Raw genomic sequence first — 16,025 nt, 5'->3', positions numbered from 1 at the left:
GTGCCGATGCCACCACCGATTCCGGACGCCCTCGCCCGCAGGGCGCACGAACTCACCGAACGCCGCGAGCCGTTCGTCCGCGCCACCGTCGTACGCGCCCAGCGTCCGACGAGCGCACACGCCGGCGACACCGCCGTTGTGGATGCCGCCGGCCGGATCGACGGGTTCGTCGGCGGTGCCTGCGTCGAGGCATCCGTTCGGTACTACGGGCTCAGGCAACTCGCCGCACGCGAGCCCCTCCTGCTCCGGGTCGTGCCAGGAGACCCGTCCGGCGTGGCGGAGGACGGCGCTGTCGAGGTGCGGAACCCGTGCCTCAGCGGGGGCGCTGTCGAGATCTTCCTCGAGCCGTGGCATCCGGCACCGCGGGTCATCGTCGTCGGCGCGACACCGGTCGCGCGGGCCCTCGCCACGATCGGGGTCGACCTCGGCTTCGACGTCGAGCTCAGCGAGACGATCGGCGCCCCCGGCACGGCCACGTCACCGCGCCGGGACGACGCCGCACTCATCGTCGCGTCCCATGGCCGGGAAGAGGAACCCGCCCTCGAGGCGGCCCTCCGCGCGGGGGTGCCCTATGTCGCGCTCGTCGCGAGCCCCACCCGGGGCGCCGCAGTGCTCGCCTCCCTCAACGTCGACGCCGAGCAACGCGCCAGGGTGTTCAACCCTGCGGGACTCGACCTCGGCGGCCGGACCCCCGGCGAGATCGCGGTGTCGGTCTTCGCGCAACTCGTCGCCGAACGTTTCAGGCTCCGGTCGGCGGGGCTCGCCGGGGCCGCGGGGGCCCTGCCGCTCCCGGTGTCCCCGGGGGAGGCCGACGCGACGTTGGAGCCTCCGAGCGCCATCGATCCGGTCTGCGGGATGACGGTTGCCGCCCTGCCCACGAGCCTGCACTACGAGCACGCGGGGGCAACACACTACTTCTGCTCCCCCGGCTGTCGCGCGGCCTTCGTCGCAGATCCAGAGCGCTTCGCCCTCACGAAGACCCACGTCCACACCTCGACCGTGGAGCACTGACCATGGCACCGAGCGTTGAGGGAATCCCCTCGAGCCCGGCCAGGGGCGGGGCGACGTCCGCTGTCCGGGCACTGGTCCCTGACGTGCCTGCACTGCAGGCTGCGCTCGCCGCGGAGGACTACCTCGCAGACGAAGGCCTCGCGACGGCCCTCTTCCTCGCGGTACGCCTGCCGCAGCCGATCCTGCTCGAGGGCGAACCGGGTGTCGGTAAGACCGAGGCGGCCAAGGCGCTCGCGAGGGCTCTCGACACGCCCCTGTTCCGGCTCCAGTGTTACGAGGGCATCGACGCGGGCGAGGCCCTCTACGAGTGGAACTACCCGCGCCAGCTCCTCGCGATCCGGCTCGCGGAGGCCAGCGGATCAGGGATCGACGAGGATGCGCTGTTCGGGCCGGAGTACCTGCTGCGACGCCCCCTCCTGCAGGCCATCGAACACCCCGGTCCCCGGCCCGCCGTGCTGCTGCTCGACGAGATCGATCGTGCGGACGCCGAGTTCGAAGCCTTCACCCTCGAACTCCTCGCCGAGGCCGCCGTGACGATCCCCGAGCTCGGCACGATCAGGGCCGCGGTGCCGCCGATCGTGATCCTGACTTCGAACCGCACCCGCGACCTGCACGACGCCCTCACCCGGCGGTGTCTGTACCACTGGATCGACTACCCGAGCCCGGAACGGATCGCCGAGATCGTGCGCCGCCGGGTGCCCGGCAGTACCGAACGCCTCGCCCTCGACGCCGCGACCGCGATCACCCGGTTGCGCTCCCTCGACCTCGTCAAACCACCCGGCATCGCCGAGGTCATCGACTGGGCGGCTGCGCTCGCCGTTCTCGGGGCCGACCGTCTTGATCCGCAGTACGTCGCCCAGACCTGGGGTTCCCTGATCAAGAACAGGGACGACCTCGATCTCGCGCTCGTGCGCGGGGCCGACTGGATGGCCGGGAGCTGACATGGCAGAGATCACCGAGCGCGCACCGGCGGATGCCGCCCCGCGGGTTGAACCGGCCGCATTCGCCGCGGGGTTCGTCACCGCGCTCCGCCGCGCGGGCCTGCCGGTTTCGGTCGACGGGGCTGCCCGGCTCGCTGACGCGGTCCAGGTGGTGCCGCCGACCCATCGCTCGGCACTCTATTGGACGTGCCGCATCGTGCTCCTCTCGTCGAGAGACCAGTTGCCGGTGTTCGACGCGGTCTTCTCTGCCGTCTTCGACGGCCTGCTCGACCCGGCGGACCAGCGCGGTGACCCGAACGCGCCGCCGGCCATCGGCTCGCAGGCCAGGACCCGCCCGGCGCCACACGACGACCTCGCCGCAAGACGGCAGGAACCGCGCGAAGGACCAGAGACCCGGGCTCCGACGCCTGCTCTCGCAGCAGGGCCCTCAGATCCGGGCGCCGTCGAACGCGAGACGATCCTGATGCTCGCCTCGCTCGAACGCCGCCTGCACGAGACCTCGTTTTCGCTCCTGAGCGCTGAGGAGACAGAGCAGGTTCGGAACCTCGTGCGCCGGATCTCGCTCTCGACCCCGCTTCGGCGCAGCAGGCGGGTTCGGCCGACCCGGGCGGAGGGTGCCCGGCTCGACCTGAGGCGCACCGTCCGGGCCGCACACCGCACCGGCGAGGAGCCGATCCTTCTGGTCTCCTCCCGCCGCAGGGAACAACCGCGCAGGCTCGTCCTGCTCTGCGATGTGTCGGCGTCGATGGAACCGTACACCCGGGTGTTCCTCACCCTGCTCCAGGGCGCCGTTGCGGGCGCGCACGCGGAGGCCTTCGTCTTCTCGACCGGGCTGACCCGGCTGACCCGCCAACTCGCCGTCCGGGATGCGGACGCCGCGCTCGCGAACGCCGCGGCGAGCTCCTCGGACTGGGCCGGCGGCACCCGGCTCGGCGACAGCATCCGCCGGTTCATCGACGACCACGGTCGGCGCGGACTGGCCAGGGGCGCTGTGATCGTGGTGCTCTCCGACGGTTGGGCCCTCGACGACCCCGCTTTCGTTGCCGACCAGATGGCCCGTCTGCGCCGCCTCGCGTACCGGATCGTCTGGGTCAACCCGCGTACGGTCGCTCCCGGATTCCAGCCGCTCGTCGGAGGGATGAACGCCGCCCTGCCCTACATCGACGCCATCGTGAGCGGCCACAGTTACGCGGCGCTCGGCGAACTCGCCGACCTGATCCGCGCGGAACGGCTCGACCCCCGCACTCGTCCCGGCACCGCATCCAGCACCGATCCCCGTACTCGACCCCACCCGACGACCAAAGGACATGACCATGCAGCTTGACAGCACCTTTTCCGTCACCGCGCCGATCGAGGAGGTCTGGGCGACCCTGATGGACTTCGAACGTGTCGCCGGTTGCGTACCGGGAGCGCAGATCCTGAACCGTCTCTCCGACGACGCCTATCAGGTCGGCATGAAGGTGAAGCTCGGACCTGTGGCAATGCAGTACAAAGGAATGATGAACGTGATCGAGCGGGATGCAGACGCCCACCGGGCGGTCTTCGAGGGGCGCGCCCAGGAGGCGCGCGGCCAGGGCACCGCGCAGGGCACGGCGACGCTCGTGCTCACCGAGGCGGACGGGACGACCCACGGCACCGTGAACGCCGACGTCGACCTCTCCGGGAAGGTCGCCGTGATGGGCAAGAGCATCATCGGCAGTGTCACCGACCAGATGATGGCGCTCTTCGCCGAGAACCTCCAGGCGATGCTGAGCGAGGCCCCCGCGCCGGCGGACACCGGGCCTGCGAACACCGTGCCTGCGAACACCGTGCCCGTGGACGCCGAGCCGGGCGCGACGGCACCGATCGGCATCGCGCACCCGGCGGATGTTCCCGCCCGGCCGGTTCCCAGGACTCCGCCGCCTCCGGCCGCCGGATCGAGCCTCGACGCCTTCAGCTTCGCCAGGGCGATGATCATGCAGCGCCTCAGCAACCCGGCCACGCTTCTCGGCCTGCTCGCCGTCGTCGGCTTCGTCGGCTACCGGCTCGGCCGGCACGGTGCAGCCCGCTCGGCCGCAGACATCCGCCAGGGGCGCCGACCGTGAGACTCCGCAATGCGTGACGTCATCGAAGAACTGGTTCCCGCCTGGGAACGCGGGCGGACGGCGGCGCTCGCCACGGTCGTACGCACGTTCCACTCCGCGCCCCGGCCCGCAGGAGCATCGATGCTCGTCACGAGCGACGGCGCCGTCGTCGGTTCGGTATCGGGAGGCTGCGTCGAGGGCGCCGTCTACGAACTCGCGCAGGAGGTGATCCGCACCGGACGGCCGGCCCTCGTGCGCTACGGCATCAGCGACGACGACGCCTTCGCGGTCGGCCTGACCTGCGGCGGCATCCTCGACGTCTTCGTCGAACCGGTCTCCCGCGAGACCTTCGCGGAGCTCGACACAGTCCTGCGCGACCTCGCGACGTCCGTTCCGGTCGGTATCGTGACCGTCATCGAGCACCCCGACCCCCGCATCCTCGGCCGTCACCTCATCGTGCGCGGCGACGGGGTGACCGGAGACCTCGGTTCCGAACGGCTCACCCACGTCGTGGGCGACGATGCCCGCGGCCTCCTGGCGGCGGGACGCACCTCGACGATCGGCTACGGGCCGGACGGAGAACGCGACGGCGCTGAACTACGCGTCTTCGTCACGAGCTTCGCCCCGCGGCCACGGATGCTCGTGTTCGGCGCTGTCGACTTCGCCGCGGCCCTGACCCGGCTGGCCGACTTCCTCGGGTACCGGGTCACCGTGTGCGATGCCCGCGCCGTGTTCGCGACTCCTGCACGGTTCCCCGGAGCCGACGAGGTCGTCGTGGCCTGGCCGCACCGCTACTTCGCCGAGCAGAATGCCGCCGGCCTCCTCGACGCGCGCACCGTCGTCTGCGTGCTCACCCACGATCCGAAGTTCGACGTCCCTCTCCTCGAGCTGGCCCTCTCCGACGACAACCTCGCCTATGTCGGCGCCATGGGTTCCCTGCGCACCCACGACGACCGCCTGGACCGGCTGCGCGCGGCAGCCGTGCCCGAGGTCGCACTGGCGCGGCTGCACAGCCCGATCGGCCTCGATCTCGGCGCCCGCACGCCGGAGGAGACCGCGGTCTCGATCATGGCCGAGGTCATCTCCGGAATGTGGGGTGGCACCGGTGAACCGCTCGGCGACCGCCGGACACCGATCCACCACGACCTGGCCGCCCACGACATCGTCGACGTGCGCGACGAGGATGACGCCCGAAAGCTCGTGTGACCATGGACCAGACTCCGGGCCGTGCAGTTCGTCCCGAGATCCCCGCGAGCGTTCCGAGTCCGATCCGCACGAAGGCAGCATATGGGCCCCTGGGCCGGTGGCTCCTGGCCAACCGGGTGCAACCGGTGGGTCTCGAGAGCGCAGAGGGGACGGCATCCACCCACCCCTGGTGGCAGGTGATGTGCCTCACCGGCGTCGACTACTTCTCGACCCTCTCCTACCTGCCCGGTATCGCAGCGCTCGCCGCCGGCGCGCTCTCACCCGTTGCGACCCTGCTCATCGTCGCGCTCACCCTCCTCGGCATGCTGCCGATGTATCGCCGCGTCGCGAAGGAGAGCCCGCACGGGCAAGGGTCCGTCGCGATGCTCGAGCGGCTGCTGCCGTTCTGGCGCGGCAAGATATTCGTGCTCATCCTGCTCGGCTTCGTCGCGACCAGCTGGATCATCACGATCACGCTGTCCTCGGCGGATGCGACGGTGCACATCCTTGAGAACCCGTTTGCGCCGAGCTTCCTCGCGGGCCAGGCCGTGCCGATCACGGTCGTGCTGCTGCTCATCCTCGGCGGAGTCTTCCTGCTCGGTTTCAGCGAGGCCGTCTCCGTCGCCATTCCCCTCGTCGCGGTGTATCTGCTGCTCAATGGAGTCGTGATCGGCGTCGGACTCCACGACGCCTTCACCGAACCCGGGGTGATCGCGAACTGGATGGACGCACTCACCGCACGGGGAAGCGGTTTCGGCGATATCCTCGGGCCCGCCGTGATCGCGTTCCCGCTCCTCGTCCTCGGTCTCTCGGGTTTCGAGACCGGGGTCAGCATGATGCCGCTCGTCGCCGCGGACGGCAGGAGCCCCGAGGAACGACTCGCCTCGCGGATCCGCAACACCCGCAGGCTCCTCACGACCGCGGCCCTCATCATGAGCGTCTACCTGCTCTCGAGCAGCTTCGTGACGACCGTGCTCATCCCACCGGCCGAGTTCGAGGCGGGCGGCGCGGCGAGCGGGCGCGCGCTCGCCTTCCTCGCCCACGAGCGCGTCGGCGAGGTCTTCGGGACCGTCTATGACGTGAGCAGCATCCTGATCCTCTGGTTCGCGGGTGCGTCCGCGATGGCCGGACTGATCAATATCGTGCCGCGGTATCTGCCGTCGTACGGGATGGCGCCGGACTGGAGCCGCGCCATCCGCCCGGTCGTACTCGTGTACACCGGGGTGAGTGTGCTGATCACGATCGGTTTCCGGGCGGATGTGAACGCGCAGGCCGGCGCGTACGCGACCGGGATCCTCGCCATGATGGTGTCCGGCGCCGTCGCCGTGACCATCTCTGCCGTCCGCCGCAGGCAACGCCGCGCGAGCATCGGCTTCAGTGTCCTGTCGCTCGCGCTCCTCTACGCCCTCGGCGCGAACATCGTCGAGAAACCGGACGGGATCACGATTTCAGTGTTCTTCATCGCGGCGATCATCGCCGTGTCCCTGATCTCACGCGTGACACGGACGACCGAGCTCCGGGTGGACAGCGTCGAATTCGACGGGATGGCCCGGCAGTTCGTCGCCGATTCCCTCGTCTATGACGGCGCCCTGAACATCATCGCGAACAAGCCCCAGAGCGGCGACCGCGCCGAGTACGCGGCGAAGGAGGCCGACCAGCGTGGGATGAATCCGGTTCCCGGAACCGCGGACGTGCTCTTCCTCGAGATCGAGGTCATCGACCCCTCCGGCTTCAGCAAGATCGTGCACGTCCGGGGAGTTGAGATCGAAGGCTACCGGGTGCTGCGCGCGCAGAGCCCGGCGGCGCCGAACGCCATCGCTGCGATCCTGCTCGCCCTGCGGGATGCCTCCGGGGTACGCCCGCACGTCTACTTCGAATGGTCGGAGGGGAACCCGCTCTTCCATCTGATGCGCTACCTCCTGCTCGGCCAGGGCGACACCGCCCCCGTCGTGCGGGAGATCATGCGCGAGGTCGAACCCGACCCGCTCCGCCGTCCGGGCACCCACGTCGGCGGCGGCTGAGGGGTTCGCCGTCGACTAGGTGGCGGCGAGGATGTCGATCAGGCTGATGTCGGGGTCCCTCACGAGCAGGGTCGGACCATGTTCGGCGAGCGCTGCCGGGATGGCCCCCGTGAGGTGTGCCTGGCGATCCTCCTCGGTGTCGAAGGTATCGAAGATGCCGAACGTATCGTCATTGACCCGGAAGGCGTACCAGGTCCGGGTGCCCGGCTCGGCGGCCGCCAGTGCCTGTGCACCGGCGAGGAAATCCGCGACGGCCTGTTCCTGCCCGGCCCGGGCCTCAACGACAGCCAGCACACCGTATTTGAGCGTCATCGCATTCTCCTCTGTACGTCGGCCCGCCTGGGCGGCGGTCCCGTCGTGAGCATAGGAAGAGACGCCCGAACCGGCAAGGGGGCACCCGTCAGGAGTCAGTGTGTGAAGCCCGGATGCTGCCCCTCGACGGGCATGGGACCTTCGAGCCGGTCGAGATACGCCGTCTCCTCCTCGATCACTGTGAGCAGGCGCGCAGCGAGGTCCATGCTGAGCCCATTCCGTACGACGATCCGCTGGACGGTCATCTCGGACAGGTTGTCGGGCATCCAGTACGCGGGAACGAGCCAGCCGTGGGAGCGCAGCCGGTCCGACAGGTGGAAGAGGTTCCAGTTCCGGGTGTGGCCGGGGGTGAGGCGCCAGGCGAAGACCGGGATGTCCGACCCGTCATTCCACAGTGTGAAGGCACCGATCTTCTCGATGCCGCGCGCGAGGTACCGCGCAACGTCCTGGGCGGACTGCTGCACGGCACGGTAGCCGTCGAATCCGAGCCGAAGGAAGAGGTAGTACTGCAGGAGCACCTGCGCGCCGGGACGCGAGAAGTTGAGCGCGAACGTGGGCATGCTCCCGCCGAGGTAGCTGACATGGAAGACCAGGTCCTCTGGCAGTGAATCCTTCGACCGCCAGACGATCCAGCCCAGTCCCGGGTAGACAAGGCCGTACTTGTGCGCGGAGGTGTTGATCGAGTGCACCCGTACCAATCGGAAGTCCCACTCGAGCTCCGGCTGCAGGAAGGGTGCGATCATCCCGCCGGAGGCCGCGTCAACATGGATGGGAACGGACACTCCGGTTCGCGCCTCGATCTCGTCGAGGGCGGCGCTGATCGCCGCGACCGGCTCATAGACCCCGGTGTACGTCACACCCATGATCGCCACGACGCCGATGGTATTTTCGTCGACGTAGCTCGCCAGGTCGTGCCCGTCCAGGCTCGGATGCTCTTCGCTGATGGGCACGAATCGAGGCTCGACGTCCCAGTAGTTGCAGAATTTCTCCCAGCACACCTGTACCGCGGAACTCATCACGAGGTTCGGCTGCGCGGTCGGCTTCCCGGCCGCTCGCCTGGCCTGCTGCCAGCGGCGTTTCAGGGCGAGTCCGCCGAGCATGCAGGCCTCCGAGGAGCCGATCGTCGACGTGCCGATGGTCTCCATCGGCTCGGGCGCGTGCCAGAGGCCGGCGATCATCCGCCAGCAATACTCCTCGATCGCGGCGGTCTGCGGATATTCGTCCTTGTCGACGATGTTCTTGTCGAAGGACTCCGCGTAGAGCCGCCCGGCGTGCTCGTCCATCCAGGTTCCGACGAACGTGGCGAGGTTCAGCCGGGCGTTTCCATCGAGCATGATCTCGTCGTGGATGATCTGGTATGCCGTCTCCGGTTCCATCGGGCCCGCGCCGAGGACGTACCGCGGCGCAACGCTGTCCTCCCCCGGGCGAGAGAAGAGTGGGTTGATCTCGAAGAACTCCGGATTGAACTCTGGGTCGGCCTGCATGTGGTCCATGCTGCCGCACTCACCGCGCATCACGCTCGACCTCCCGGCTGCGTATTCACTGAGAGTCATTGCTCAGGACTATTCACCGATATATCTTTAAGCCATCGCCGATCCTCTCGACCGTCGACCACCCGCTTCCCGATTGGACACCACCATGCACAACGATTTTCGCGAACCCCATACCCACGACTCCGGCGACCGGCACGAGCGCCGCGGCTTCGGCCGGGGCGCCGGGCCCGGTTTCGGAGCCGGTTTCGGCCCGGGTTTCGGCCCGGGCTTCGGCGGCTTCGGCCCGCGCGGCTTCATGCCGCCGGGTGCCCAGCGCAAGCTCAAGGGGGATGTCCGCCTCGCCATCCTCTCGCTGCTCTCCGAAGCGCCCTTCAACGGCTACGGACTGATCAAGGAGATCACCGAGCGCTCGGGAGGCACATGGCGCCCGAGCCCCGGATCGGTGTACCCGACGCTGCAGCAGCTCGTCGACGAGGGCCTCATCGCCCCGACCGGTGACGGCACCGGCACCGAATTCCAGCTCAGCGAGCCCGGCCGCGCCTACGTCACCGAGAACGCGGACGCCCTTGCCCGCGTCTGGGACAGTTCGACGGCACGCGTCGAAGCCGAAGCGAATCTCCACGAGAGCGTCGCCAAGCTCATGGGCGTCATCCACCAACTCCGCTTCGCCGCGACCCCGGAGCAGCGCGCGAAGGCCGTCACCCAGATCGACGACCTCCGACGTTCCCTCTACGGAATCCTCGCCGACTGACGGCAAGGTCCCTGCCGGCAGTGGTTGGTGGCGACAGGGTTCAGTCGAGGTGCTCCACGGCCGCGGCCCGGATCGCCTCGTAAATCGTCGCGAGGACGGGCGTGTGCAGCGTCCACTGCTGCCAGTAGAGCACCACATCGATGTGCCGGCCCGGCGCGAGATCGACGAGCACACCGTCGGCCTCGCCGCTGAGGATCTGCTGGTTGGGCACCATGCCCCAGCCCAGCCCGAGGCGGACGGCCTCCGCGAAGTCCGCGGACCCCGGGATCGAGTGCCGGGGAGGCGTGAGCGGCCGACGGCTCCGCCCCCGGAGGAAGCGGTCCTGCAGGTCGTCCTTGGCGTCGAACACGACCATGGGCGCGCGGGACAGCGCATCCGCTGTGGGCCCCGCGGCGAACCATCGAGCGGCGAAGCGCGGGTGCGCCATCGGCCGGTAACGCATGCTGCCGAGCCGGGTGACGGAGCAACCGTGCACCGGACGCGCGTCGGTCGTGATCGCGGCCATCACCGTTCCCGCGCGCAGCAGTTCGGCCGAGTGATCCTCGTCCTCACGGCGTACGTCGAAGGTGATCGAGTCGGGCAGGCCGGCGAGTGCCGGAAGCACCCAGGTCGCGAGCGAGTCGCTGTTGACGGCGAGCGGAACGCCCGCGCGCGCTTCCGACTCCGACCCGGAGACGACGTCCTGGACGAGAGCGTCGATCTGCCGGGCCAGCCTCAGGTACGGCAGGCCGGCATCCGTGATCTCTGTCGGTTTCGTCCGCCGCACCAGCACCCGGCCCGCGGAGGTCTCGAGGGCCTTGATCCGCTGGCTGACCGCGGACGGCGTGATGTGCAGGGTCGCGGCGGCGAGGTCGAAGGAGCCACAATCGATCGTCGCCGCGAGGGCCCTGAGCTGCGCATTGTCAATCGTCATGATTAGCCAGACTAATGCCTGCTAAGAAAGTTTCGTTGTACTCATCCTTCGCCGCCGAGGTACGGTCGGAGAATGATCCTCACCACCTTCGCCGGCCTCGGCTTCGGCCTGTCCCTCATCGTTGCGATCGGCGCCCAGAACGCCTACGTGCTGCGGCAGGGACTGCGCCGGGAACATGTGCTCGCCGTGGTGATCGTCTGCGCAGCCTCCGACGCGGTCCTGATCCTGGTCGGTGTCGCCGGATTCGGGGCGCTGATCCGCACGGTGCCGTGGTTGCTCGTCGTGGTCCGGATCGTCGGTGCCGCATTCCTGCTCGGCTACGCGGCGCTCGCCGCACGTCGGGCCGTTCTCCCTCGGCCGCTCGACACCTCGGTCGTCGGCACTGCCGCGAGCCTCACCCAGGTCCTCGCGACGACCGCGGCGCTCACCTGGCTCAACCCGCACGTCTACCTCGACACCGTTGTCTTCCTCGGCTCCGTCGCCGCCGCCCACGGCGACGAACGCTGGTACTTCGGTCTCGGGGCGGTGCTCGGCAGTGTCATCTGGTTCACAGCGCTCGGTTTCGGCGCCCGGCTGCTGCGCCCGGTCTTCGGCCGGCCGGTGTCGTGGCGGATTCTCGACATCGGAATCGCGGTGATCATGACCGTGATCGCGGTGAGCCTGCTGCTCGGGATCGGAACCTGAGTCCCGGATCGGAGTGTACCGGGCCTCATCGGCTTCACATCGGGCCCCAAGGCAACCGATAGGAACCGAACCTACGGTCGGTTCATGTCGAGGAAAGGACCCACCATGATCGCCGCCGCACTTCAGTCCCGTTCGCCCAGCGACGTCCAGGTGCGCGCGCTCTCGAGACGGGAGTGGCGGGTCAGCGACTCCCGGATCGCGAAGGACAACGCGCTGAGCGTGATCGGCTTCATCGCCAGGAACCGCGACGGCTACGAGGTCATCGAATTCGGCACCCCGGTCGCCCGGATGGTCCGGCCGGACCTCGCGAGTGCAATCTCCTGCTTCGTGAGTGAGGCCCCGCCCGCATAGGCCGACACCTCGCTCAGCGGCCACAGCAGCCTCGAAAGCGCGACAGGATAGGGAGATGACTCCTTCCCGCGCGGACCCGGAACCGCCGGTGGAGGACGAACGCACCGGTAACGGCCGATCCGAGGTGGAATCCGGTGCCCTGATCGCCGCTGCGGTCGGCGCGCTCGCGGGGCTCCTCGCTGCCGTGATCGTGTTCGGTGGCCGTGCCGTCGGCCTCGCCGGCGAAAATTCCGTCGGCGGGCTCTCGGCCCAGATCGCCGGACTGATCGGACTGCTGGTCTTCGGATGGTCCTATGTCCGTTTCACCCGGCACTCTCCGCGATGGCGCAGTCGTGCCCGCATCCGACGCATCCTCGACACCATCGGGCTGTCGGTGACCGGTGCCGCAATGGCCGGCCTCCTGATCAGCTCGGTCTACGCGGTGTTCCAGCTGGCCTTCCGCGAACTGCTGCTCGACCCGTTCGCGGCGACCCTGTTCGTCACGCTGACGGTCGCAGCGAGCACCTTCGCGCTGTTCCTCCTCGCCGCGGAGATCACGACGACCCGCCTCGCCTCACTCCTGGGCCTCTTCCTCGCCGCCGGGGTATTCTCGAGCATGCTCACGGCGGCCGACCCGCGCTGGTGGCAGGCGAACTTCAGCGCACTCGGAATGGGGGACGCAACCTCCGCATACGCGTTCAACCTGACGATCCTCCTCGCCGGACTCGTGATGACGACCCTCGCGGACTACCTGACCCTCGACCTGCGTTCGCGGCGGAGCGCCGCAGGCAGCGACCTCCGCGGCGTCCCGCTCGTGCGGATCATCATCATCATCGTCGGCGTTGCGCTCATCGGAGTCGGCCTCGTGCCCGTCGACGTCAGTTTCGTCGTGCACAACACCTTCGCGACCTCTGCCGTCGTCGGCTTCGTCGCGCTCATCGTGCTGGTCCCGCTCGTCCTGAAGGACCTCCCCCGGAGCTTCGTCGTCACGACGACGGTCTTCGTACTCGCGATCGGCGGTGCGGTGCTGCTCTGGTACCCGATCGGGTACTACAACCTCACCGCCCTCGAACTCGTCGCCGTGCTGATCGTGTTCGCGTGGTTCGTGCTGTTCGTGCGCAACGCGTCCGTCGTCGCCCCGGCAGCGGATGCCGCGGTGCCGCTGGCAGAGGCGGCTTCCGTGGCCATTGTCGGGGCGGGGGCGACGGAGGCCGCGTCGCCGCATCCGCTACCGGACGCGGCAAGAGGCGGCCGCGCCGCGGGCTGGGTCGCCCTCGGCGGGCTCATCGGCGTCGTCGGGTTCGCCATCGGTCGGCTGGGCCGCCGCTGAGGCAGTGCAGCCATCGGCGCCGAGAACGGCGCCGCAAGCACGGCGGCACCCCGACCGTCCTGTGCTCGGAATCCGCGGACCGGTTGTCAGGTCGCTTTCGCGTCAGTGGTGGCTCAGGTGGTCGTTGTCCTTCCAGATGCCGTCGCCGGGCATGTCGAGGCGGTCGGTCAGCGGCACTCGCCAGAGAGGCGTGTCGGTGGGTTCGCCCCAGTAGTCCGTGACGCGCACGGCTTCCCCGTTCTCGAGTTCGCCGATGGTCACGTTGCGGTAGAGGCGTCCGTCGCCGTAGTTGCAGGTCCACTCGACCACCAGGACATCCCCGAGGCGCAGGCGTCTGCCGACTTCCAGTGTCAGTTCCGCGAAGTTGCCCTCGACGCTGCCGATGAGTGTGCTGGTGCGCACGATTTCGCCCATTTGCGGCCATTGGCGCACGACATTCTCGGCCAGGGGTACGCCGAGAATGTAGGCCAGGCGGGTCTCGCCATTGGACTCCTGATTCGCATTCATGCAGATCACGTTCCTTCCGTGGTTCAGTTCAGTCGGCGCCTCTCACCGCGCCACATTCCGGTTGTCCGATTAAAACTCGTCCGGGGCGTTGAGGGAACGCCAGAGCAGCGCTGCAGCGTAGGTGCGGAGTGGCCGCCAGTGTCAACGGAACGGTCCTTGTCAATCGGTCAGCGCGAGGTTGCGCGGATAAGGGGTGTGAGTGATCTCCCGGACCGGAAGAACCTGGCCGGCCACGAGGCGTTGCAGGGTGAAGCGAGCAATGCGGCCTGTATGTCCGTCATCTCCGGGCCGACCGGGTTCACCCCATTCGATCTGGGTCGTGCCGGATAGCTGCAACGACTTGCCGGTCGCGAAATCAATGACCAACAGGGCGGCTTCGGGGTTGACGGTGATGTTGCCGAAACTGTTGAAGAGGTTGTTGCCCTGGTAGTCGGGCCACCACAGCCCGTGCCCGTCTATGCGGACGAACCCGGACGGACCGCCACGATGGGACGCGTCGGACCCCCGCTCGGGATTCACTGTGCCGAGGAAGAACGTGTCGGCGGCACTGATCAGCTCACGGTCTTCCATCGAGAGCGTGCTGCCGTGTCTGACGTGCTCGCTGCCCGCCCCATCGATCTCATCGGGCACGAGAACACGTTGCTGGATATATTGCGGGCAATTGCCGAAGGCCTGTTCGACGTCCACGACAAGGAGATCGCCGCCGCTCACCGTGAGTGCGCCGTTGATACGCACCCGGCGCCGGGTGGCGAATTCAACCGTGACCATCCCGATCTTCTGACCGGCCTGCAGCCCGCGGAGTGGGTCACCCGGCGGGATCACGGCATGAACGGCAACGGAGGTGTCGGACAGCACCTCCAAGAAACCGGGACGGCCGACCAGCGGGGACGTCCAGAGGCGTCCGGAGCGATCCCTCCCGGAGATGACGAGAAACGTTCGATCGCTGAGAAACCCGGCCATCCGGGCGGTCAGAGTGACAGGCCCGAGCATCCCTGACAGGCGGGCCGCGTCGATTGTGACACCGGCCTGGCGCTGCACGGCCAGTTCGCCGGCGTGAAAGCCGACGTCGGCGAGTTGGGGCGTCCCGATCATCGTCATCATCTCCTGGAGAATCGAGTCGAGGATTACAGCCCGACGACAGGCCAGTCGTTTTCCACGTGAGCGAGCACGTTGAAGTAGTTGGTCAGAATGTTCAGCGCGAGGTTCGCGACGACCTCGCCGATCTCCGCGTCGGTCACACCAGCGGCACGGGCTGCACCAAGCGCGTCATCGCCGACGTCACCGGCATTCTCCGCGATCATGTTGGAGAGGGTCAGCAGTGCGGCCACATGCGGGTCACGTGACTGCGCTCGGCGCGCGGAGTCGAGCTCGGCAGCATCGACCTTGGCGATGTTGCCTCCGATGAAGGTATGGGCGGAGAGGCAGTACTCGCAACCGTTCAGCTGAGCGGTCGAGATAGCGAGGCGCTCGCGCACCGCAGCAGAAAGGCTGCCGGATCCGACTGCGGTGGAGAGAGCGAGGTAACCCTTCAGCAGGGTGGGGCTGTTGGCCATGACCTTGGCCATGTTCGGCACGAGACCCAGTCCCTTCTGGACCTGGTCAAGCAGGTCCCTGGCGACGCCCGTCGCGGTTTCGGGCTGGATCGGGACGATAGCAGTGATGGTGGCAGTCATGGTTCTTCTCCTCGTTTACTAATGCATGAACTCATGTTCATCCGTGACAATTACTATCACGATCTTTCTAACGTATGCAAGTGATTTCTTCCGTGATAGTTTGTCCGCATGGGAAACAGGAGCTTGGACCGCAGCTGGGCGCTCGCCGACGAGCCGATGCCGGTCCGCCTGATGGCGACTATCTGGGCAGACACGGAGGGCCTTCACGACGACTTCGCGACACCGACAGGCGTAGACGCCTGGCTGGATGCCGTCCGCATCGATCGGGCAGGCGCGGCAACGACTCGGGACGAGTTCCTGACGGCACGGAATCTGCGAGACGCGGTGCGCCGATTGGCAGCCCACGTGACGGACGATGATCGTCGGACTGCCGAATCGCCCATGGCGAGCGTGGAGGACGCGCTGCTCACTATCAACGCCGCCGCCAACCAGCGTCCGATCCCGCAGCTGCGGCTGAGCGGAGCGGCTCTCGCGCTCTCCCCCGAATCCGCGGTTTCTCCGGTGGTTGCCGGCCTCGCCGACGTCGCCTACCACGCCCAGCACCTGCTGGGCGAAAACGGTTCGAATCTGCGGGCATGCCACGCGCCCGGATGCGTGCTCTACTTCGTGAAGACACACCCCAGACGGGAATGGTGCTCGGTCGCTTGCGGCAACCGCGCTCGCGCTGCGCGGCATTACCAATCGGTACGCTCCGCGCGTACGGCACACGAACTCACGGCTCGCTGATGCGCCCGGGCCGGAGACGATGCGCCGACGAGATGATCCTTCCGGCTGCTTTCCTCCGCCTGTGGCCTGTATGGGAAGTACGAAT

General features: G+C 68.2%; 17 protein-coding genes. 11 read left to right on the top strand and 6 right to left on the bottom strand.

What is annotated here, in order from left to right:
* The first annotated feature begins 6 nt into the window (after window positions 1-6).
* Genes E3O46_RS02855 through E3O46_RS02830 form a run of 6 tightly spaced genes read left to right on the top strand, consistent with a single transcriptional unit; the run spans window position 7 to window position 7,221 of the window.
* The gene (locus E3O46_RS02855) at window positions 7-1,011 is read left to right on the top strand and encodes an XdhC family protein (RefSeq protein WP_134561070.1); all 1,005 of its coding nucleotides are present in this window, start codon (window positions 7-9) and stop codon (window positions 1,009-1,011) included.
* Window positions 1,012-1,013: 2 nt separating this feature from the next.
* Window positions 1,014-1,952, top strand: a complete 939-nt coding sequence (locus E3O46_RS02850) for an AAA family ATPase (protein ID WP_134561069.1) — start codon at window positions 1,014-1,016, stop codon at window positions 1,950-1,952.
* A 1-nt stretch (window position 1,953) separates the two neighbouring features.
* Window positions 1,954-3,276, top strand: a complete 1,323-nt coding sequence (locus E3O46_RS02845; RefSeq protein WP_134561068.1) for a vWA domain-containing protein — start codon at window positions 1,954-1,956, stop codon at window positions 3,274-3,276.
* On the top strand, window positions 3,266-4,036 hold the full coding sequence (locus E3O46_RS02840) for an SRPBCC family protein (protein WP_134561067.1): 771 nt from the start codon (window positions 3,266-3,268) through the stop codon (window positions 4,034-4,036). The genes E3O46_RS02845 and E3O46_RS02840 overlap by 11 nt, the downstream gene beginning before the upstream one ends.
* A 9-nt stretch (window positions 4,037-4,045) precedes the next feature.
* The gene (locus tag E3O46_RS02835) at window positions 4,046-5,221 is read left to right on the top strand and encodes an XdhC family protein (RefSeq protein ID WP_134446455.1); all 1,176 of its coding nucleotides are present in this window, start codon (window positions 4,046-4,048) and stop codon (window positions 5,219-5,221) included.
* Window positions 5,222-5,223: 2 nt separating this feature from the next.
* Window positions 5,224-7,221 (top strand): APC family permease, encoded by a 1,998-nt coding sequence (locus tag E3O46_RS02830; protein ID WP_134561066.1) that lies wholly within the window; start codon window positions 5,224-5,226, stop codon window positions 7,219-7,221.
* A 15-nt stretch (window positions 7,222-7,236) separates the two neighbouring features.
* Here E3O46_RS02830 and E3O46_RS02825 read toward each other — a convergent pair whose 3' ends face one another.
* Both E3O46_RS02825 and gad read right to left on the bottom strand, forming a co-directional pair.
* A complete protein-coding gene (locus E3O46_RS02825) occupies window positions 7,237-7,533 on the bottom strand; it encodes a putative quinol monooxygenase (protein WP_134446454.1) in 297 nt (98 codons plus the stop codon).
* A 95-nt stretch (window positions 7,534-7,628) separates the two neighbouring features.
* Window positions 7,629-9,026, bottom strand: a complete 1,398-nt coding sequence (gad, locus tag E3O46_RS02820) for a glutamate decarboxylase (protein ID WP_370362653.1) — start codon at window positions 9,024-9,026, stop codon at window positions 7,629-7,631.
* Window positions 9,027-9,171: 145 nt separating this feature from the next.
* Between gad and E3O46_RS02815 the strand changes: the two genes are divergently transcribed.
* Entirely contained in the window at window positions 9,172-9,777 is a 606-nt protein-coding gene (locus E3O46_RS02815) for a PadR family transcriptional regulator (protein ID WP_134558443.1), read from the top strand.
* Between the two features lie 40 nt (window positions 9,778-9,817).
* Here E3O46_RS02815 and E3O46_RS02810 read toward each other — a convergent pair whose 3' ends face one another.
* Window positions 9,818-10,690, bottom strand: a complete 873-nt coding sequence (locus E3O46_RS02810; protein WP_174775110.1) for a LysR family transcriptional regulator ArgP — start codon at window positions 10,688-10,690, stop codon at window positions 9,818-9,820.
* Window positions 10,691-10,762: 72 nt separating this feature from the next.
* On the opposite strand from E3O46_RS02810, the gene E3O46_RS02805 reads away from it, so the two are divergent.
* The 3 genes from E3O46_RS02805 (at window position 10,763) to E3O46_RS02795 (ending at window position 13,034) form a co-directional block, all read left to right on the top strand.
* A complete protein-coding gene (locus tag E3O46_RS02805; RefSeq protein ID WP_134561064.1) occupies window positions 10,763-11,374 on the top strand; it encodes a LysE/ArgO family amino acid transporter in 612 nt (203 codons plus the stop codon).
* A gap of 84 nt (window positions 11,375-11,458) precedes the next feature.
* On the top strand, window positions 11,459-11,725 hold the full coding sequence (locus tag E3O46_RS02800) for a hypothetical protein (protein WP_134446450.1): 267 nt from the start codon (window positions 11,459-11,461) through the stop codon (window positions 11,723-11,725).
* 55 nt (window positions 11,726-11,780) lie between these two features.
* Entirely contained in the window at window positions 11,781-13,034 is a 1,254-nt protein-coding gene (locus E3O46_RS02795; protein ID WP_134446449.1) for a hypothetical protein, read from the top strand.
* Between the two features lie 102 nt (window positions 13,035-13,136).
* Here the strand turns inward: E3O46_RS02795 and E3O46_RS02790 are convergent, their stop codons facing one another.
* The 3 genes from E3O46_RS02790 to E3O46_RS02780 all read right to left on the bottom strand — a co-directional run bounded on the left by E3O46_RS02790 (window position 13,137) and on the right by E3O46_RS02780 (window position 15,214).
* On the bottom strand, window positions 13,137-13,541 hold the full coding sequence (locus E3O46_RS02790; protein WP_134446448.1) for a nuclear transport factor 2-like protein: 405 nt from the start codon (window positions 13,539-13,541) through the stop codon (window positions 13,137-13,139).
* Window positions 13,542-13,700: 159 nt separating this feature from the next.
* Window positions 13,701-14,579, bottom strand: a complete 879-nt coding sequence (locus E3O46_RS02785) for a pyridoxamine 5'-phosphate oxidase family protein (protein WP_241987328.1) — start codon at window positions 14,577-14,579, stop codon at window positions 13,701-13,703.
* Window positions 14,580-14,665: 86 nt separating this feature from the next.
* On the bottom strand, window positions 14,666-15,214 hold the full coding sequence (locus tag E3O46_RS02780; protein WP_134561063.1) for a carboxymuconolactone decarboxylase family protein: 549 nt from the start codon (window positions 15,212-15,214) through the stop codon (window positions 14,666-14,668).
* Between the two features lie 108 nt (window positions 15,215-15,322).
* Here E3O46_RS02780 and E3O46_RS02775 point away from each other — a divergent pair, with 108 nt between their 5' ends.
* A complete protein-coding gene (locus E3O46_RS02775; protein WP_134446446.1) occupies window positions 15,323-15,940 on the top strand; it encodes a CGNR zinc finger domain-containing protein in 618 nt (205 codons plus the stop codon).
* Window positions 15,941-16,025 lie beyond the last annotated feature (85 nt).

The sequence above is a fragment of the Cryobacterium glucosi genome, assembly GCF_004402235.1.
Taxonomy (GTDB): Bacteria; Actinomycetota; Actinomycetes; order Actinomycetales; family Microbacteriaceae; genus Cryobacterium; species Cryobacterium glucosi.
Note: the sequence above shows the minus strand (reverse complement) of the source record. Positions and strands in the feature narration are given on the sequence as shown.